13 protein-coding genes are annotated in these 14,431 nt (G+C 65.1%); 7 read left to right on the top strand and 6 right to left on the bottom strand.

The window, feature by feature from the left end; genetic code table 11:
* Window positions 1-124: 124 nt before the first annotated feature.
* The 7 genes from MLD63_RS14970 (at window position 125) to recN (ending at window position 9,036) form a co-directional block, all read left to right on the top strand.
* Window positions 125-1,015 carry a D-alanine--D-alanine ligase gene (locus tag MLD63_RS14970; protein WP_255330787.1) on the top strand — a complete coding sequence of 297 codons (891 nt, stop codon included), beginning with the start codon at window positions 125-127 and terminating at the stop codon, window positions 1,013-1,015.
* Window positions 1,003-1,953 carry a cell division protein FtsQ/DivIB gene (locus tag MLD63_RS14965; RefSeq protein WP_255330713.1) on the top strand — a complete coding sequence of 317 codons (951 nt, stop codon included), beginning with the start codon at window positions 1,003-1,005 and terminating at the stop codon, window positions 1,951-1,953. The genes MLD63_RS14970 and MLD63_RS14965 overlap by 13 nt, the downstream gene beginning before the upstream one ends.
* A gap of 28 nt (window positions 1,954-1,981) precedes the next feature.
* Window positions 1,982-3,316: a cell division protein FtsA gene (gene ftsA / locus MLD63_RS14960; protein ID WP_255330712.1), complete on the top strand. Its 1,335-nt coding sequence runs from the start codon at window positions 1,982-1,984 to the stop codon at window positions 3,314-3,316.
* Between the two features lie 221 nt (window positions 3,317-3,537).
* Entirely contained in the window at window positions 3,538-5,139 is a 1,602-nt protein-coding gene (gene ftsZ / locus MLD63_RS14955) for a cell division protein FtsZ (RefSeq protein ID WP_255330711.1), read from the top strand.
* Between the two features lie 272 nt (window positions 5,140-5,411).
* A complete protein-coding gene (gene lpxC / locus MLD63_RS14950; RefSeq protein ID WP_255330710.1) occupies window positions 5,412-6,344 on the top strand; it encodes a UDP-3-O-acyl-N-acetylglucosamine deacetylase in 933 nt (310 codons plus the stop codon).
* Between the two features lie 170 nt (window positions 6,345-6,514).
* Entirely contained in the window at window positions 6,515-7,375 is an 861-nt protein-coding gene (locus tag MLD63_RS14945; protein ID WP_255330709.1) for an outer membrane protein assembly factor BamD, read from the top strand.
* A gap of 8 nt (window positions 7,376-7,383) precedes the next feature.
* Entirely contained in the window at window positions 7,384-9,036 is a 1,653-nt protein-coding gene (gene recN, locus MLD63_RS14940; protein WP_255330708.1) for a DNA repair protein RecN, read from the top strand.
* Between the two features lie 22 nt (window positions 9,037-9,058).
* Here the strand turns inward: recN and MLD63_RS14935 are convergent, their stop codons facing one another.
* From MLD63_RS14935 to MLD63_RS14910, 6 genes are all read right to left on the bottom strand, one after another.
* The gene (locus MLD63_RS14935; RefSeq protein ID WP_255330707.1) at window positions 9,059-9,508 is read right to left on the bottom strand and encodes an RcnB family protein; all 450 of its coding nucleotides are present in this window, start codon (window positions 9,506-9,508) and stop codon (window positions 9,059-9,061) included.
* Window positions 9,509-9,621: 113 nt separating this feature from the next.
* Complete coding sequence (locus MLD63_RS14930; RefSeq protein ID WP_255330706.1) at window positions 9,622-9,924, bottom strand: hypothetical protein; 303 nt, start codon at window positions 9,922-9,924, stop codon at window positions 9,622-9,624.
* Window positions 9,925-10,009: 85 nt separating this feature from the next.
* Window positions 10,010-10,882, bottom strand: a complete 873-nt coding sequence (gene mmsB / locus MLD63_RS14925) for a 3-hydroxyisobutyrate dehydrogenase (protein ID WP_255330705.1) — start codon at window positions 10,880-10,882, stop codon at window positions 10,010-10,012.
* Window positions 10,879-11,886 carry an enoyl-CoA hydratase/isomerase family protein gene (locus MLD63_RS14920; RefSeq protein ID WP_255330704.1) on the bottom strand — a complete coding sequence of 336 codons (1,008 nt, stop codon included), beginning with the start codon at window positions 11,884-11,886 and terminating at the stop codon, window positions 10,879-10,881. The genes mmsB and MLD63_RS14920 overlap by 4 nt, the downstream gene beginning before the upstream one ends.
* Before the next feature lie 2 nt (window positions 11,887-11,888).
* Window positions 11,889-13,034, bottom strand: coding sequence for an acyl-CoA dehydrogenase family protein (locus MLD63_RS14915; RefSeq protein WP_255330786.1), 1,146 nt, complete (start codon window positions 13,032-13,034; stop codon window positions 11,889-11,891).
* 202 nt (window positions 13,035-13,236) lie between these two features.
* On the bottom strand, window positions 13,237-14,364 hold the full coding sequence (locus MLD63_RS14910; protein WP_255330703.1) for a carboxylate-amine ligase: 1,128 nt from the start codon (window positions 14,362-14,364) through the stop codon (window positions 13,237-13,239).
* Between the last annotated feature and the right edge of the window lie 67 nt (window positions 14,365-14,431).

Genomic DNA, 14,431 nt, shown 5'->3' with positions numbered 1-14,431 from the left:
GAAGGTCAGGTCACGTCCGGCGAACGGACGGACCGCGAAGATCGAAACCCGGAAGATACCGGGTGTGAAAGGCGAAATCGTGGCGGGCAGGTCGAGCAGGACAGCCCACACCGTAGCCGTTCTGATGGGCGGACCCTCGGCCGAGCGCGAGGTGTCTTTGTCGTCGGGGCGCGAATGCGCGAACGCGCTGCGGGTGGCGGGCTTCAAGGTGATCGAAATCGAACTCGGGTCGCAGCGCGGCGCCGAGGTCATCCGCCAGATCGCGGACGCAAGGGCCGATGTCGTCTTCAACGCGCTTCATGGTCCGCTGGGCGAAGATGGTTCGGTGCAGGGACTGCTGGAATGGATGGGTCAGCCCTATACCCATTCCGGCGTGCTCGCCTCGGCCTTGGCGATGGACAAGACCCGCGCCAAGAACGCCTTTCGTGCGGCCGGGCTGCCGGTGGTAGACAGCATCATCGCCGATCGCGACGAGGTGCGCAGCCGCCACGTCATGGCCGCCCCGTATGTCGTGAAGCCGAACGACGAGGGTTCATCGGTCGGCGTCTACATCGTTGCCGCCGAGAACAACGGTCCCCCGGCGCTGAGCGATGCGATGCCAGCGAAGGTGATGGTCGAGACCTACGCACCGGGCCGCGAGTTGACGACCACGGTGATGGGTGATCGCGCCCTGGCCGTGACCGAGATCGTGACCGAAGGCTGGTACGATTACGATGCGAAATACCGTCCCGGCGGTTCGCGCCACGTCATTCCGGCAGAAATTCCGGCCGAGATTACGGCGGCCTGCCTCGACTATGCGTTGCGCGCCCACCGTGCGCTCGGCTGCCGCGGACTGACGCGAACCGATTTCCGCTGGGACGAAAGCCGTGGCATCGACGGCCTGATCATACTGGAACTGAATACCCAACCCGGCATGACGCCGACCTCGCTCGCGCCGGAACAGGCGGCCCATGTCGGCTTCGACTTTCCTGCCCTGATGGCCTGGATGGTGGAGGATGCGCTGTGGCAAGCGTGACCGAGCCGCACCGCCGCGCGCCGCAGCGACGCGACCCCGCGCCCTCGCGGCTGGCTTATCGATTGCATCGGATGTGGCTGCGCCCGCTTTGGCGCCGGCTGGTCCGGCTGGGCCTGCCCGCCTTTCTGCTGGCGATGGTCGTGGGGCTTTGGCTGTCCGATGAACACCGCCGCGCCGCCCTGAACGAAGGGATCGCCGGCCTGGTCGACAAGGTCCAGAGCCGTGACGAGTTCATGGTTCGCATGATGACGATCGAGGGCGCATCGCCCGCGGTAGACAAGGCGCTGCGCGCGATGCTGCCGGTCGATCTGCCGGCATCCAGCTTTGATATCGATCTGACCGCGTTGCGTTTACAGGTGATGGCGCTTGACGCGGTCGAGACGGTCGAATTGCGTATCCGGCCGGGCGGCATCCTGTCCGCCCAAGTGACCGAACGCGTGCCGGCCCTGTTGTGGCGTCACACACGCGGCATCGACATTCTCGACGCGGGTGGTCATCGCGTCGCCAGCGTCACCTCGCGCGACATGCGGGGCGATCTGCCGCTGATCGCGGGGCAGGGGGCCGATCTCGCCGCGCCAGAGGCGATGGAGCTGATCGACGCTGCCGGCCCGATCCTGCCGCGACTGCGCGGTCTTGTACGCCGGGGCGAGCGGCGCTGGGACATCGTGCTGGATCGCGGTCAACGGATCATGCTGCCCGAAGAGGGTGGGCTGCTGGCCTTCCAGCGGCTGCTGGCACGCTACCGCGAGGACGATCTCCTGGGGCGCGACGTTGCCGCCGTGGATTTGCGCGATCCGTCGCAGATCGTCATCCGGTTGGGTATCGACGCACAGAACACGATCCGCGCCGCGCGCGGCCTGCCGCTGCTGGCGGCGGATGGCAGCCTGTTGCCGGATGACCAGCAGCCGGGCGGCGACAAGGCGAAGGATCGGGGATGACGGGACGGATCACAGCAGGGGCGGTGCGATGAGCGATCTTTACCAGATGCAGCGGACGATGCGGAACCTTCGGCGCGCGGCGCTGCAACGTGGCGTGATCGGCATCCTCGACATCGGGACGTCCAAGATCGCCTGCCTGGTCCTGACCTTCGACGGATCGGGAGTTTCTCGCGAAGCGGATGGGGTCGGCCCGATGGCCGGCCAGGCGAATTTCCGCGTCATCGGCTCGGCCACCACGCGCGCCCGCGGGATGCGCGGCGGCGAGATCGAGGTGATGGCCGAAACCGAACGGGCCGTTCGGACCGTGGTCGCGGCGGCGCAGAAGATGGCCGGCGTTCGCGTCGATCACGTCATCGCCTGCCTGTCGGGCGGGCGCCCCGCTTCATACGGCTTGGCGGGTGAGATCACGCTGGCTTCGGGCAAGGTGACGGAACAGGACGTGGCCTCGGTCCTTGCCGCATGTGATGCACCTGATTTCGGTCGTGACCGCGAGGTGCTGCACGCGCAACCTGTCAACTTCGCCGTCGATCACCGCTCGGGTCTGGGCGATCCGCGTGACCATTCGGGCAATCGTCTGGCCTGCGACATGCATGTGCTGACCGTCGATGCCGACGTGATCGGCAATCTCGCCCATTGTATCCGCCGCTGCGACCTGGAACTGGCCGGGATCGCCTCGGCTGCCTACACCTCCGGCCGCGCGAGCCTGGTCGAGGACGAACAGGAACTGGGCGCCGCCTGCGTCGATCTGGGCGGGGGCGGCACCTCGGTGTCGATCTTCGTCAAGAAGCACATGATCTTCGCCGACAGCGTGCCGATCGGCGGCAACCTGATAACCCAGGACATCAGCCACGGTCTGCGCCTGCCCTGGGCCACGGCAGAGCGGCTGAAGACCCTGAATGGCGGCGTCGAGGCGACCGGCCGTGACGATCGCGACCTGATTGAGGTTGGCGGGCAGACGGGTGACTGGGAAGCGGATCGCCGCACCGTCAGCCGCGCCGACGTGATCGGGGTGATGCGCCCGCGTGTCGAAGAGGTGCTGGAAAGCGTGCGCGAGATCCTCGACGCCGCGGGGTTCGAGCATATGCCAAGTCAGCAGATCGTGCTGACTGGCGGCGGCAGCCAGATTCCAGGGCTGGATGGCTTGGCGGCCCGGATCCTCGGGCCGCAGGTGCGCCATGGTCGCCCTCTGCGCATCGATGGCCTGCCGCACCAGATGACCGATCCCAGCTTTTCGTCCGCCATCGGCCTCGCGCTGTTCGCGGCGCATCCGCAGGATGAATGGTGGGATTTCGAGATGCCGGTGTCGAGCTATCCCGCACGCTCGCTCAAGCGCGCCTATCGCTGGTTCCGCAACAACTGGTGATTGCATAAACGTGCGTTAGCGCGTTCCGATTGCGGCTACACCATATTCTGTGTGGTCGGCAAGATGCCGCCTAAAAGCCAGCCTCTGGCAGCTACATTTTGCGGCCTAATCGTGTTTTTCGGGTGACGCGCCGCGCTATAGCCCTTACCATCGAACGGATAGCGGGGGATTCGACCGGCCACGCGAAAGGCCGGCGTGACAGCGAAAAACAGGCGGACACCATGAACCTCAATCTGATGATGAACGACAACGACGAGCTGCGGCCCCGGATCACGGTTTTCGGCGTCGGCGGCGCGGGCGGCAACGCGGTCAACAACATGATCGACAAGCGGCTCGACGGGGTCGAGTTTGTGGTCGCCAACACGGATGCACAGGCGCTGGCGCAGTCGAAATCCGACAGCCGCATCCAGATCGGCCCGAAGGTCACCGAAGGGCTGGGCGCGGGTGCCAAGCCCTCGATCGGCGCCAAGGCCGCCGAGGAAACGATCGAGGATATCGTCGATCATCTGATGGGCGCGCACATGTGCTTCATCACCGCGGGCATGGGCGGCGGCACCGGCACCGGCGCCGCGCCGATCATCGCCCAGGCCGCGCGCGAGATGGGGATCCTGACCGTTGGCGTCGTGACCAAGCCCTTCAGCTTCGAGGGCACCAAGCGGATGCGTCAGGCCGAAGAGGGCGTCGAGGCGCTGCAGAAAGTCGTCGACACGCTGATCATCATCCCCAACCAGAACCTGTTCCGGCTGGCGAACGAAAAGACCACCTTCACCGAAGCCTTCGCGATGGCCGATGACGTGCTGTATCAGGGCGTCAAAGGGGTGACCGATCTGATGGTCCGCCCGGGTCTTATCAACCTCGACTTCGCCGACGTCCGCGCGGTGATGGACGAGATGGGCAAGGCGATGATGGGCACCGGTCAGGCCGACGGCGACAACCGCGCCGTGGAAGCCGCCGAACGCGCCATTGCCAACCCGCTGCTGGACGAGATCAGCCTGAACGGCGCTAAGGGCGTGCTGATCAACATCACCGGCGGTCACGACATGACCCTGTTCGAACTGGACGAAGCCGCGAACATCATCCGCGACAAGGTCGACCAGGATGCCAACATCATCGTCGGCTCGACGCTGGACCCGGAAATGGAAGGCATGCTGCGCGTTTCGGTCGTGGCGACCGGCATCGATGCAGAGGCTGCAGCCATCGTGGACACGCCCGCCCCGCGCCGCCGGATTGCAGAGCCGCTGACCCAGAACCCGCAAGTCGCGCAGACGCAGACCGAAGAGCGTGCTGCCGCAGAAGACGACGATCTTCCGGTTCCGCCGCGGCGCATGCCCGCCGAACGTCCGGCTGCTGCAGCCACACCCGCCGCATCGCCTGCCGACGAAATGCCCGCCCCCGCTTACGTCGCGCGGCCGGCCGGTGCCCGTGCCGCCATGCCGCGCGTCGAGGATGATGCGGCTGGCTTCGTCGCGCCGCGCGCACCGCGTCGTGACGTGACTCCGTCGGCTGCGGTTCAAGAACGTCTCGACCGCGCTGTCCGCAATGAAGGTGCTCCACGTGCTGCCCCCCGCGCGCAGACCGAAGCAGTCGCAGAGCAACCGAACCGGATGGCCGGCCTGGGCCGCCTGTTCGAGCGTGTGGCCGGTCACGTGAGCGATCAGCAAGCCGCGCAGCGCCCGACCGCCAGCAGCATCGCCGAGCGTGTCAGCGAGCGTGTCGCGTCGCGCGCGCGCAATCAGGACGCCGATTTCGACGATCTGGGCAACCGTGACACGCAGGAAGACAACGTTGAGATTCCGGCTTTCCTGCGCCGCCAGGCCAACTGAGATCGTTCACGAAACCGCCACAATCAGCAGTTGATCAAGGCCGCCGCGGGCGGCCTTTTTCTTTTATAAGCAGGCCGTTGTTTGGCGTTCACACGGGTGTCGGTCGCCTGCGGTTTCGAATGTTTCACCCCGTTACAAAACGTTAATTGAAGCCATTGAACGCAAGACCTAGCTGACGGTTGTTCCCTTGCGCACGCCACCAATGGCTCGTGCGGGGTGAGCATAGAAACAGACGGCCGCGAACGGCCACGACCGCAAGATGGAATTTGACGATGCAGGCGACGATCAAGGACAAGGCGAAATTCCAGGGGGTCGGGCTTCATTCCGGCGCGCCGGCCAGCCTGACGATCCTGCCCGCGCCTGCGGATCACGGGATCATCTTTCACAGGGCCGACCTGGGACATGATGCGACCGTCATGGCGCGGTGGGACATGGTCACGCCCTCGAAGCTGTGCACCGTACTGGACAACGGCGCGGGCGTAACGGTTTCGACCGTCGAACATATCATGGCGGCGCTGGCCGGCACCGGCGTCACCAATGCGCTGGTCGAAGTCGATGGTCCCGAAGCGCCGATTCTGGATGGATCCTCTGCGCCATTCGCTCGCGGCATCCTTCGGGCCGGCATCCTGCTGCAGGATCGCCCGCTTCACGCCATTCGAGTGCTTCGTCCCGTCGAGGTGCGTGATGGCGAGGCATTCGCCCGGCTCGCTCCGTCAGAGCATCTGCAGATCGACTTTCACATCGATTTCGCGGATCGCGCGATCGGCGTTCAGGCCAAGCGCCTAGACATGGCCAATGGCGCATTCCTGCGTGAACTGGCTGACAGCCGCACCTTCTGCCGTCAGTCGGACGTCGAGGCGATGCGCGCGAGCGGTCTCGCACTGGGTGGAAGCTACCTGAATGCAGTCGTGGTGGATGGGGACACGGTGCTGTCGCCCGGCGGGCTGCGTCACGCGGATGAAGCCGTGCGCCACAAGATGCTCGATGCGATGGGTGATTTGGCTCTTGCCGGGGCGCCCCTTCTGGCGCGCTACACCGGCCACCGCGCCGGTCATGCAATGACCAATCGCCTGCTGCGCGCGCTTTTCGCCGACGGCAGCGCGTGGGAATGGACCACCTGCACGACCGAGCAGGAAAATCGCCTGCCTGGCGCAGGCGTGGCGTTCTATGGTGCAGCCGCCGGTATCGGCTCGCTCGTCGTCTGAGCGGGCCGTTTCCACAAAGGGGCGCATCTAAGTCCTTCCCCGCGGTCACTGTTTTCCATTCGCAACTTCACCCGATTGCCATTTTGCGCAGGCTGATGTTCTGTGCTAGCACCCTCACGCTGGCCCTGGCGGCAGGCGCTGGAACGACAGAATCGATAGGCAGAACCGTCATGGCGCTTTGGAAACCGGCCGCATTGATCCTGGCCCTGACGATGGCCGTGTCCGGCACGGCGGCCTGTTCGCGTCTTGGCTTGGGCGGGGGGAGTCCCGATGCTCCGCAAAACCTTGAGAATTTCACCGCCGAGCAGATCTATAAGCGCGGTGAATACGAGCTGGAGAATACTCGTCGCCCTGAAGACGCCGTCCGCTATTTCAGCGAGATCGAGCGGCTTTATCCCTACTCGGAATGGGCCAAGCGCGCGCTGATCATGCAGGCTTATGCCAACCACCGTGCCAAGAACTATGAAGAGGCGCGGGGGGCGGCACAGCGCTTTATCGACACCTATCCCGGCGATGAGGATGCGGCTTATGCCAAATATCTGCTCGCGCTCAGCTATTACGACCAGATCGACGAAGTCGGCCGTGACCAGGGTCTGACCTTCCGCGCGCTGCAGGCGATGCGCGAGGTGATCGAGGAATATCCTGACACCGAATACGCTCGTTCGGCCATCCTGAAGTTCGATCTCGCCTTCGACCATCTCGCCGCGAAGGAGATGGAGATCGGGCGTTATTACCTTAAAAGCGGGCACTACACCGCGGCGATCAACCGCTTCCGTGTCGTCGTCGAGGAGTTCCAGACCACGACCCATACGCCGGAAGCGTTGATGCGCCTGGTCGAAGCCTATCTGTCCCTCGGCCTGAACGATGAGGCACAGACAGCGGGCGCCATTCTTGGTCACAACTTCCAGTCCACGCCTTATTATCAGGATGCCTACAACCAGCTCCGCGGGCGCGGGCTTACCGCGACGCCGCAGGGCGACAGCTGGCTGACGCAGGTCTATCGGCAGGTCATCCAGGGCCAGTGGCTCTAAGGCAGCCGATGCTGCGTCACCTATCCATCCGTGACATCCTGCTGATCGATCGGCTGGCGCTGGACCTTGGGCCCGGACTGAATGTGCTGACGGGCGAGACCGGGGCCGGCAAGTCGATCCTTCTTGATTGTCTCGGCTTCGTACTGGGTTGGCGCGGGCGCGCCGACATCGTGCGGCAGGGTGCGGATCAGGGCGAGGTGACGGCGGTCTTCGATCTGCCGGACGGCCATCCAGCGCGTACCGTCCTGTCCGAGGCCGGTATCGAGATCGAAGATGACGAACTCATCCTGCGGCGGGTAAACGGCGGCGATGGCCGCAAGACCGGCTGGGTCAACGATCGCCGTGTCTCGGGCGAGGTTCTGCGCACGCTGGCAGAAACGCTGGTGGAACTGCACGGCCAACACGACGACCGCGGCCTGCTGAACCCGCGCGGTCACCGGCTGCTGCTCGACGCTTTCGCGCGTATCGACACGCAGCCCGCTCGGGCGGCGTGGGCAGCGCGACGCGCGGCTGCCACACGTCTCGCCGAAGCGGAAGAAACGCTTGAGGCCGCGCGGAAGGAAGAGGACTTTCTGCGCCACGCGGTTCAGGAGCTTGACACGCTCGATCCGCAATTGGGTGAAGAGGCAGAGCTGGACACGCGTCGGCGTGGGATGCAGGCTGCGGCGCGCATCCGAGAGGATGTCGCGCGTGCACTGTCGTTGCTGGGCCCGGAGGGCGCAGAGGGCGCGATGCTGGATGCCAATCGCTGGTTGGAAGGGGCCTCTGACCGGGCAGAGGGACGCCTTGATCAGCCGATCGAGGCCCTGTCTCGCGCCCTGATCGAGCTTGGAGAAGCATCCTCCGGGGTCGAGGCTGCGTTGGACGCAATGGAATTCGATCCTTCGGATCTGGAGGCTGCCGAAGAACGCCTGTTTGCATTGCGTGCGCTTGCCCGGAAACATGACGTCCTCGCTGACGATCTTGCAACGCTGGCCGACGAACTGCGCGGGCGGCTGCACGGCATCGATGCGGGCGCCGACAGCATCGCCGCACTGAGGGCCGCGGCAGCTGCAGCGGATGCGAACTATGACGCCGAAGCCGATAAACTGAGTTCATCCCGGAAGGCGGCGGCGACGCAACTCGACCTTGCCGTTCAGGCCGAGCTTGCGCCGCTGAAGATGGAACGAGCGGTCTTCCAGACCCAGGTGACGCCGGCAGAGGCTGGACCCGAAGGACGCGACGCGGTGGCCTTCACCGTGGCCACCAATCCCGGCGCACCGGCGGGGCCCCTCGACAAGATCGCCTCGGGTGGCGAGCTGTCTCGCTTTCTGTTGGCGCTGAAGGTCTGCCTGTCACGCGGCAACGATGCGCTGGTTCTTATCTTCGACGAAATCGATCGCGGGGTCGGTGGGGCGACAGCCGACGCGGTCGGTCGGCGTTTGCAGCGGCTTGCTGACGATGCGCAGATCCTTGTGGTCACGCACAGCCCGCAGGTTGCGGCCCTGGGCGCGCAGCATTTCCGTGTCAGCAAGGCGGCGAGTGAGGCCGAGACAACCTCCACCGTCGAGCAGCTGAACGACGCTCAGCGCATCACGGAAATTGCGAGGATGCTATCCGGCGATCGCATTACGGGAGCGGCGGAAGAAGCAGCGCGCGCCCTGATCGAGGGCACGCGCTGAAGTCAGATAGCCGAAGTTTGGCTTAGTCGAGGATCGCCTCAACCAGACGAATGATCGACAGGATGCGGCCTGTCCGCTCATCCAATCGCACCAACTGCCCATCGACGACGCCGTAGCGTGATCCGCGCGGCGGAGATGACAGTCCGTAAAGGCCGGGGTCGGTGACGACGTGGATATTGCCCCAGTCCAAGACATCGCCAACGGCGATGCCATGCTTCCGCGCCTGACCCGGAGGGACGCAGACGGGCGATTTCTTCGCAAGCCCCGGCGGGCAACGCGTCGCATCGACGCGGATCTGTCGTGCAACCAGATTGTTCTGCCCTATCGCGCTGTGATTTCCAGCATGGGCCGTCTTCGCCTTGGCGTGCGCCTGGCCTTTCCCGTGACCATTGCCCTGGGCCGTGGCGGCCATTGGGGCTATTGCGGTCGTCAAGGCAAGCGAGGCGGCCAACGCGTGTTGCAGCATTGTCATGACGCTTCCTTTTCTTGATCCTGCTTCAGAACACGAGTCCACGTGCCAAGGTTCCGGTTTCGAAAAGCGCGAACGTGTGTACTAGGCAAGACCCAGGTCGCACCACCGCTGTTTCAGCGCAGCTTTTCGCGCTGCCAAAGCCGGGATTGCACCACCATACTTTCCGCATCGACCCTGACCAGCCAGCCGCTCGCCACAGCGTACCGCGTACCGGGCAGGGCCGGCCCCAACCCGTATCGACCCGGATCGACGATCAGATGCGCGTCTTTTGCGGGCAATCGTTCGCCGACGGTTGGGGCAAGCGGCTTGGCAACCGCCGTTGCAGCCGGGCTGCCATCCATCGCCGTGGCGCTATCGAACAGCCCGTAGGCAAGTCCCGCCGCGACGATCGCAATGGCAAGAATTGTCCGTCGCATCTGCTTGCTGTCCCCGATCATTTGTCCGCGCGGCAGCATCGCCGCATTCGAGGGAAAAGCTCGCAACCCACAGGCGAGGTTCCTGTCAGCCCTCGTTTTTCGCGGCAAAGCGCGGCAGCATGGCAGAAAAGTCACGCCCCCGACCATCCTCGCGCTCGACGAAGGTGGCATATAAATCGCGTGCCAGCCGTCCCATAGGCGTGTCCGCACCCGAGCTTTCGGCGGCGTCCTGCGACAGGTTCAGGTCCTTCAGCATCAGCTCGGCCGCGAAACCGGGCTTGTAGTCGTTGTCCGCGGGCGATTTCGGCCCCACCCCGGGCGCCGGGCAATAGGTGTTCATCGACCAGCTCGACCCGGACGAGGTCGAGACCACGTCGAACATCTTGCCGCGGTCCAGTCCCAGACGGTCGGCCAGCGCGAACGCCTCGCAGGTGGCGATCATCGTCACGCCGAGAATCATGTTGTTGCAGATCTTGGCCGACTGTCCCGCGCCGGCGTCACCGCAATGGACGGCCTTGGCGCCCATGATCTGGAACAGCGGTTCGACCTTTGCGAAAGAGGCAGGCGATCCACCGACCATGAAGGTCAGCGTTCCCGCCTCGGCACCGCCGATCCCGCCCGAGACCGGCGCATCGAGCGACCCCAGCCCTGCGGCGGCGGCTTTTCCGGCGACGGCGCGGGCGCTGTCCACATCGACGGTCGAACAGTCGCAGAGCACGCCGCCCTGATCCATCGCGGGAATGACCTCGTCCGCGACGCTGCGCAGGATCGCACCGTTGGGAAGCATGGTGATGACCACCTCGGCCCTACTGGCGGCAACTGCTGCGCTGGCAGCCTTTGTCACGCCATCCGGCATGGGTGCCGACAGATCGAAACCGGCCACGTCGTGCCCCGCGCGTGCCAGGTTGGCCGCCATCGGCCCACCCATGTTTCCAAGCCCGATGAATCCGATCTTCATGTTTCGTCCTCCCATGTCAGTTCGTGGTCGCCCAAGGGCGAAAGGATCGCGGCGACATCCTCCTCGGACGCGGCCGCCTGCCAATCCGGGGTGCGATCCCTGTCGATCAGCGCCGCGCGCACGCCTTCCAGGAAGTCGGCTTCCTGCGTCGCACGATGGGTGAAGCGATATTCGCGCGACAGCGCATCCTGCAGCCGCTCGTCGTCGCGGGCCGCACGGACCATCATCAATCCTGCCGCCATCGACAGCGGTGAATTGCTCTCGAGAAGCGAAAGGGTCGCGTCGTCGTCGCTGTCCCGCAGGGCGCGCCGGATCGCTTCGACGTCCGGGCGTCCGAAAACGGAAAGATCGCGGTCGGCCAAGGGTGAGTCCGGCGGGGGACTGCCTTTTATGACACGGGTATCGCCCGACCGTTCGAGTTCGGCGATCAGACCGGGCCATGCGTCTTCGGGAATGTAGCTGTCGGCCAGTCCGGCGTAGATGGCATCGCCCGCACCGATGCGCGCACCTGTCAGGGCAAGGTACTCGCCGATCCGTCCCGGCGCCCGCGCCAGCAGCCAGGTGCCGCCGACATCCGGGATCAGGCCGATCCCCGCCTCTGGCATCGACATCCGCGTGCTGTCGCCGACGATCCTGTGGCTCGCATGGCCGCCGATGCCGACGCCGCCGCCCATGACGAAGCCGTGCAGCAGCACGACGACCGGCTTGGGATAATCCGCGATCGCGGCGTTCATCGCATATTCGTCGCGGAAGAAAGTGCGGCCGGTTTCATGGTCGCCGTTCTGGGCCGCCTGATACAGCGCGGCGATGTCGCCTCCAGCGCAAAAGGCCCGCTCACCCGCGCCATCGATCACCACCAGATCGACCTCGGCATCGTCGCGCCAGTCGCGCAGCGCCGCGTGGATGCCCTGCACCATCTCGCGGGTCAGCGCGTTCATGGCCTGCGGGCGGTTAAGGGTAATCCGGCCTGCGCGGCCGGATTTTCGAACGATCAGGTCTTCCATGGTCAGCCTCTTTCCGCCAGCAATCCGCGGGCGATGATCAGCCGCATGATTTCGTTGGTCCCTTCCAGGATCTGATGCACCCGCAGGTCGCGGACGATCTTTTCGATCCCGTAATCGGCCAGATAGCCGTAGCCGCCGTGCAATTGAAGGCATTGGTTCGCCACCTCGAACGCGCGGTCGGTGACGTGCAGCTTGGCCATCGCGCAGAAGCGGCCGGCATCCGGCGCGCCGGTGTCGAGCTTCCAGGCCGCCTGGCGCAGGAAGATGCGCGCCGATTGCAACGCGGTCTCCATCTCGGCCAGCCGGAACTGCAACGCCTGGAACTGGTCGAGGCTTTGGCCGAAGGCCTTCCGCTCACCCATATAGGCCAGCGTCGCATCGAGCGCTGCCTGCGCGCCGCCAAGCGCGCCCGCGCTGATATTCAACCGCCCCCCGTCCAAGCCCGCCATCGCGTAGCGAAAGCCGCGCCCTTCCTCGCCCAGAAGGTTCTGTGCCGGGACCACGCAATCGTCGAACTGGACCTGTGCCGTCGGCTGCGCACGCCACCCCATCTTGTCCTCGGGCTGGCCAAAGCTGAGACCCGGCGTGCCCGCCTCGACGATGACCGCGCTGATCCCGCGCGGCCCGTCCTCGCCCGTCCGCACCATCGTCAGATAAGCGTCTGAATAGCCCCCGCCCGAAATGAAGGCCTTGGTTCCGTCCAGCCGCCAGCCATCATTGGTCCGTGACGCCCGGGTCCGCAGGGCCGCTGCGTCCGAGCCGCTGCCCGGCTCGGTCAGGCAATAGCTGAAGATCGTTTCCATCGCGCATAGTCGCGGCAGCCAGCGTGCCTTGGCATCGGCATCGCCGGAGGCTTCGATCATGCCGCCGCACATGTTGTGGATCGACAGGAACGAGCCGACCGACGGATCGGCCATCGCCAGCGCCTCGAAGATCAGTGTTCCGTCCAGCCGCGACAGGGCAGAGCCGCCGTATTCCTCGGACACATAGATCCCGCCCAGACCGAGCTCGGCCACGTCCCGCCAAAGTTCCTTGGGGATCGTGCCCTCCGCCTCCCATGCCAGCGCGTTCGGCGCGAGCCGCGCCTGACCGAAATCGCGCGCCATCTCGAAGATCGACTGCTGTTCCTCGCTCAGCGCGAAATCCATCGGCATTCCCCCCATTCCCATTCCCATTCGCTGACTAGCGACGAATGTTTGCGAGACTTTTGCATCGGAGGTTTGCGTTGACCAGAGCGGTCAAAACGGCACGACCTCTCGCGCACGGTTCAAGCATCAGGCTCGTAACAGGCTGTCTGACAATGTCTGGAGACTGCCATGGCACATAGTGCGCGCCGCAGAACGGCGGATGTCACAGATCCCGTTCGAAATCTGTGATCAGTTCCATCACGACCGCGCGCAGCGCCTCGTCATGGCGGGCACCGGCCGACATAGCCTTGCTCAGGGTCGCGCGCTGTCCTTCGGCATTGGTGCCATCCGCGACGAAGCCACGCAGGGCCTCGATTTCGGCCTGGCTTTGCAGCGCCTCTGCATCCTCGGCCAGCATCTGGATCCATTCCTCGGCCAGTTCCGCGAAGGGCACGATCCGACGCGCACCAAAATCGATCAATCCTTCGGACGTGCCGTATCGCTGTGCCCTCCAACGGTTCTCGCCCACAAGGAAGTTGTCATAGGCGCGCCAACGCGTGTTTTTGCGCGACAGTCGCCACAGCATCCGCATCGTCGCCTGTGCCAGCGCGGCCAGCGTCAGGGCCCTTTCCATGCGAGGACAGGCGTCGCAGATCCGCGCCTCCAGCGTCGGGAACTTGCCGGACGGGCGGATATCCCACCAGATCTTCGTCGAATCCTCGATCAGCCCCAGATCGGATAGAAGCGTGACCGAGCGTTCGAAATCCGACCAGCTTTCCAGCGGTGGTGGCAGTCCACTGCGCGGCATGTTGTCGAAAACCGACAGCCGGTAAGAGGCAAGGCCGGTATCCTCGCCGTTCCAGAACGGGCTCGACGCCGAGACGGCGAGCAGATGCGGCAGGAAATAGGCGAACTGGCCCATCAGATCGATCCGCATGGCTTCATCGGCGATCCCGACATGGACGTGCATGCCGCAGATCAGCATCCGCCGCGCCACACCCGCCATGTCCTGCGACAGTGCATTGTAGCGGTCCTTGTCGGTGTGGAACTGGTCGCGCCAATCCGCGAACGGGTGGCAGGATGCGGCGATCGGGGCCAGTCCGTGCTGCGCCGACTTGTCCGCAATGGTGCGGCGCAGCTTGCGCAATTCCTTGCGCGCTTCGCCGATGGTGCGGCAGACCGGGGTGCCGACCTCGATCTGGCAACGCAGGAATTCGGGGCTGACGTTGTCGCCAAGCTCGCGCTCTGCGCCCGACATCATCGCGTCGGGCACCGGCTTCAGCGCGCCGGTTTCGCGATCGACAAGAAGATATTCCTCTTCGATCCCTATGGTGAAGTCAGGCTCGGCCATCGCACTCTCCGCTGATCGCGGGCATCAACGCGCAATCGCGGTGCCTGCGCAAGACGCGAAAAGGGCG

Source organism: Paracoccus albicereus (genome assembly GCF_024359525.1).
Classification (GTDB): domain Bacteria; phylum Pseudomonadota; class Alphaproteobacteria; order Rhodobacterales; family Rhodobacteraceae; genus Paracoccus; species Paracoccus albicereus.
Note: the sequence above shows the minus strand (reverse complement) of the source record. Positions and strands in the feature narration are given on the sequence as shown.

Excerpts from the sequence above, each read along its gene's own strand:
- MLD63_RS14935 (WP_255330707.1), bottom strand. The coding sequence starts at position 9,508 with ATGACAATGCTGCAACACGCGTTGGCCGCCTCGCTTGCCTTGACGACC.
- MLD63_RS14915 (WP_255330786.1), bottom strand. The coding sequence starts at position 13,034 with ATGGATTTCGCGCTGAGCGAGGAACAGCAGTCGATCTTCGAGATGGCG.
- ftsA (WP_255330712.1), top strand. The coding sequence starts at position 1,982 with ATGAGCGATCTTTACCAGATGCAGCGGACGATGCGGAACCTTCGGCGC.
- mmsB (WP_255330705.1), bottom strand. The coding sequence starts at position 10,882 with ATGAAGATCGGATTCATCGGGCTTGGAAACATGGGTGGGCCGATGGCG.
- MLD63_RS14945 (WP_255330709.1), top strand. The coding sequence starts at position 6,515 with ATGGCGCTTTGGAAACCGGCCGCATTGATCCTGGCCCTGACGATGGCC.
- ftsZ (WP_255330711.1), top strand. The coding sequence starts at position 3,538 with ATGAACCTCAATCTGATGATGAACGACAACGACGAGCTGCGGCCCCGG.
- MLD63_RS14910 (WP_255330703.1), bottom strand. The coding sequence starts at position 14,364 with ATGGCCGAGCCTGACTTCACCATAGGGATCGAAGAGGAATATCTTCTT.
- lpxC (WP_255330710.1), top strand. The coding sequence starts at position 5,412 with ATGCAGGCGACGATCAAGGACAAGGCGAAATTCCAGGGGGTCGGGCTT.
- MLD63_RS14970 (WP_255330787.1), top strand. The coding sequence starts at position 125 with ATGGGCGGACCCTCGGCCGAGCGCGAGGTGTCTTTGTCGTCGGGGCGC.
- MLD63_RS14920 (WP_255330704.1), bottom strand. The coding sequence starts at position 11,886 with ATGGAAGACCTGATCGTTCGAAAATCCGGCCGCGCAGGCCGGATTACC.
- MLD63_RS14930 (WP_255330706.1), bottom strand. The coding sequence starts at position 9,924 with ATGCGACGGACAATTCTTGCCATTGCGATCGTCGCGGCGGGACTTGCC.
- recN (WP_255330708.1), top strand. The coding sequence starts at position 7,384 with ATGCTGCGTCACCTATCCATCCGTGACATCCTGCTGATCGATCGGCTG.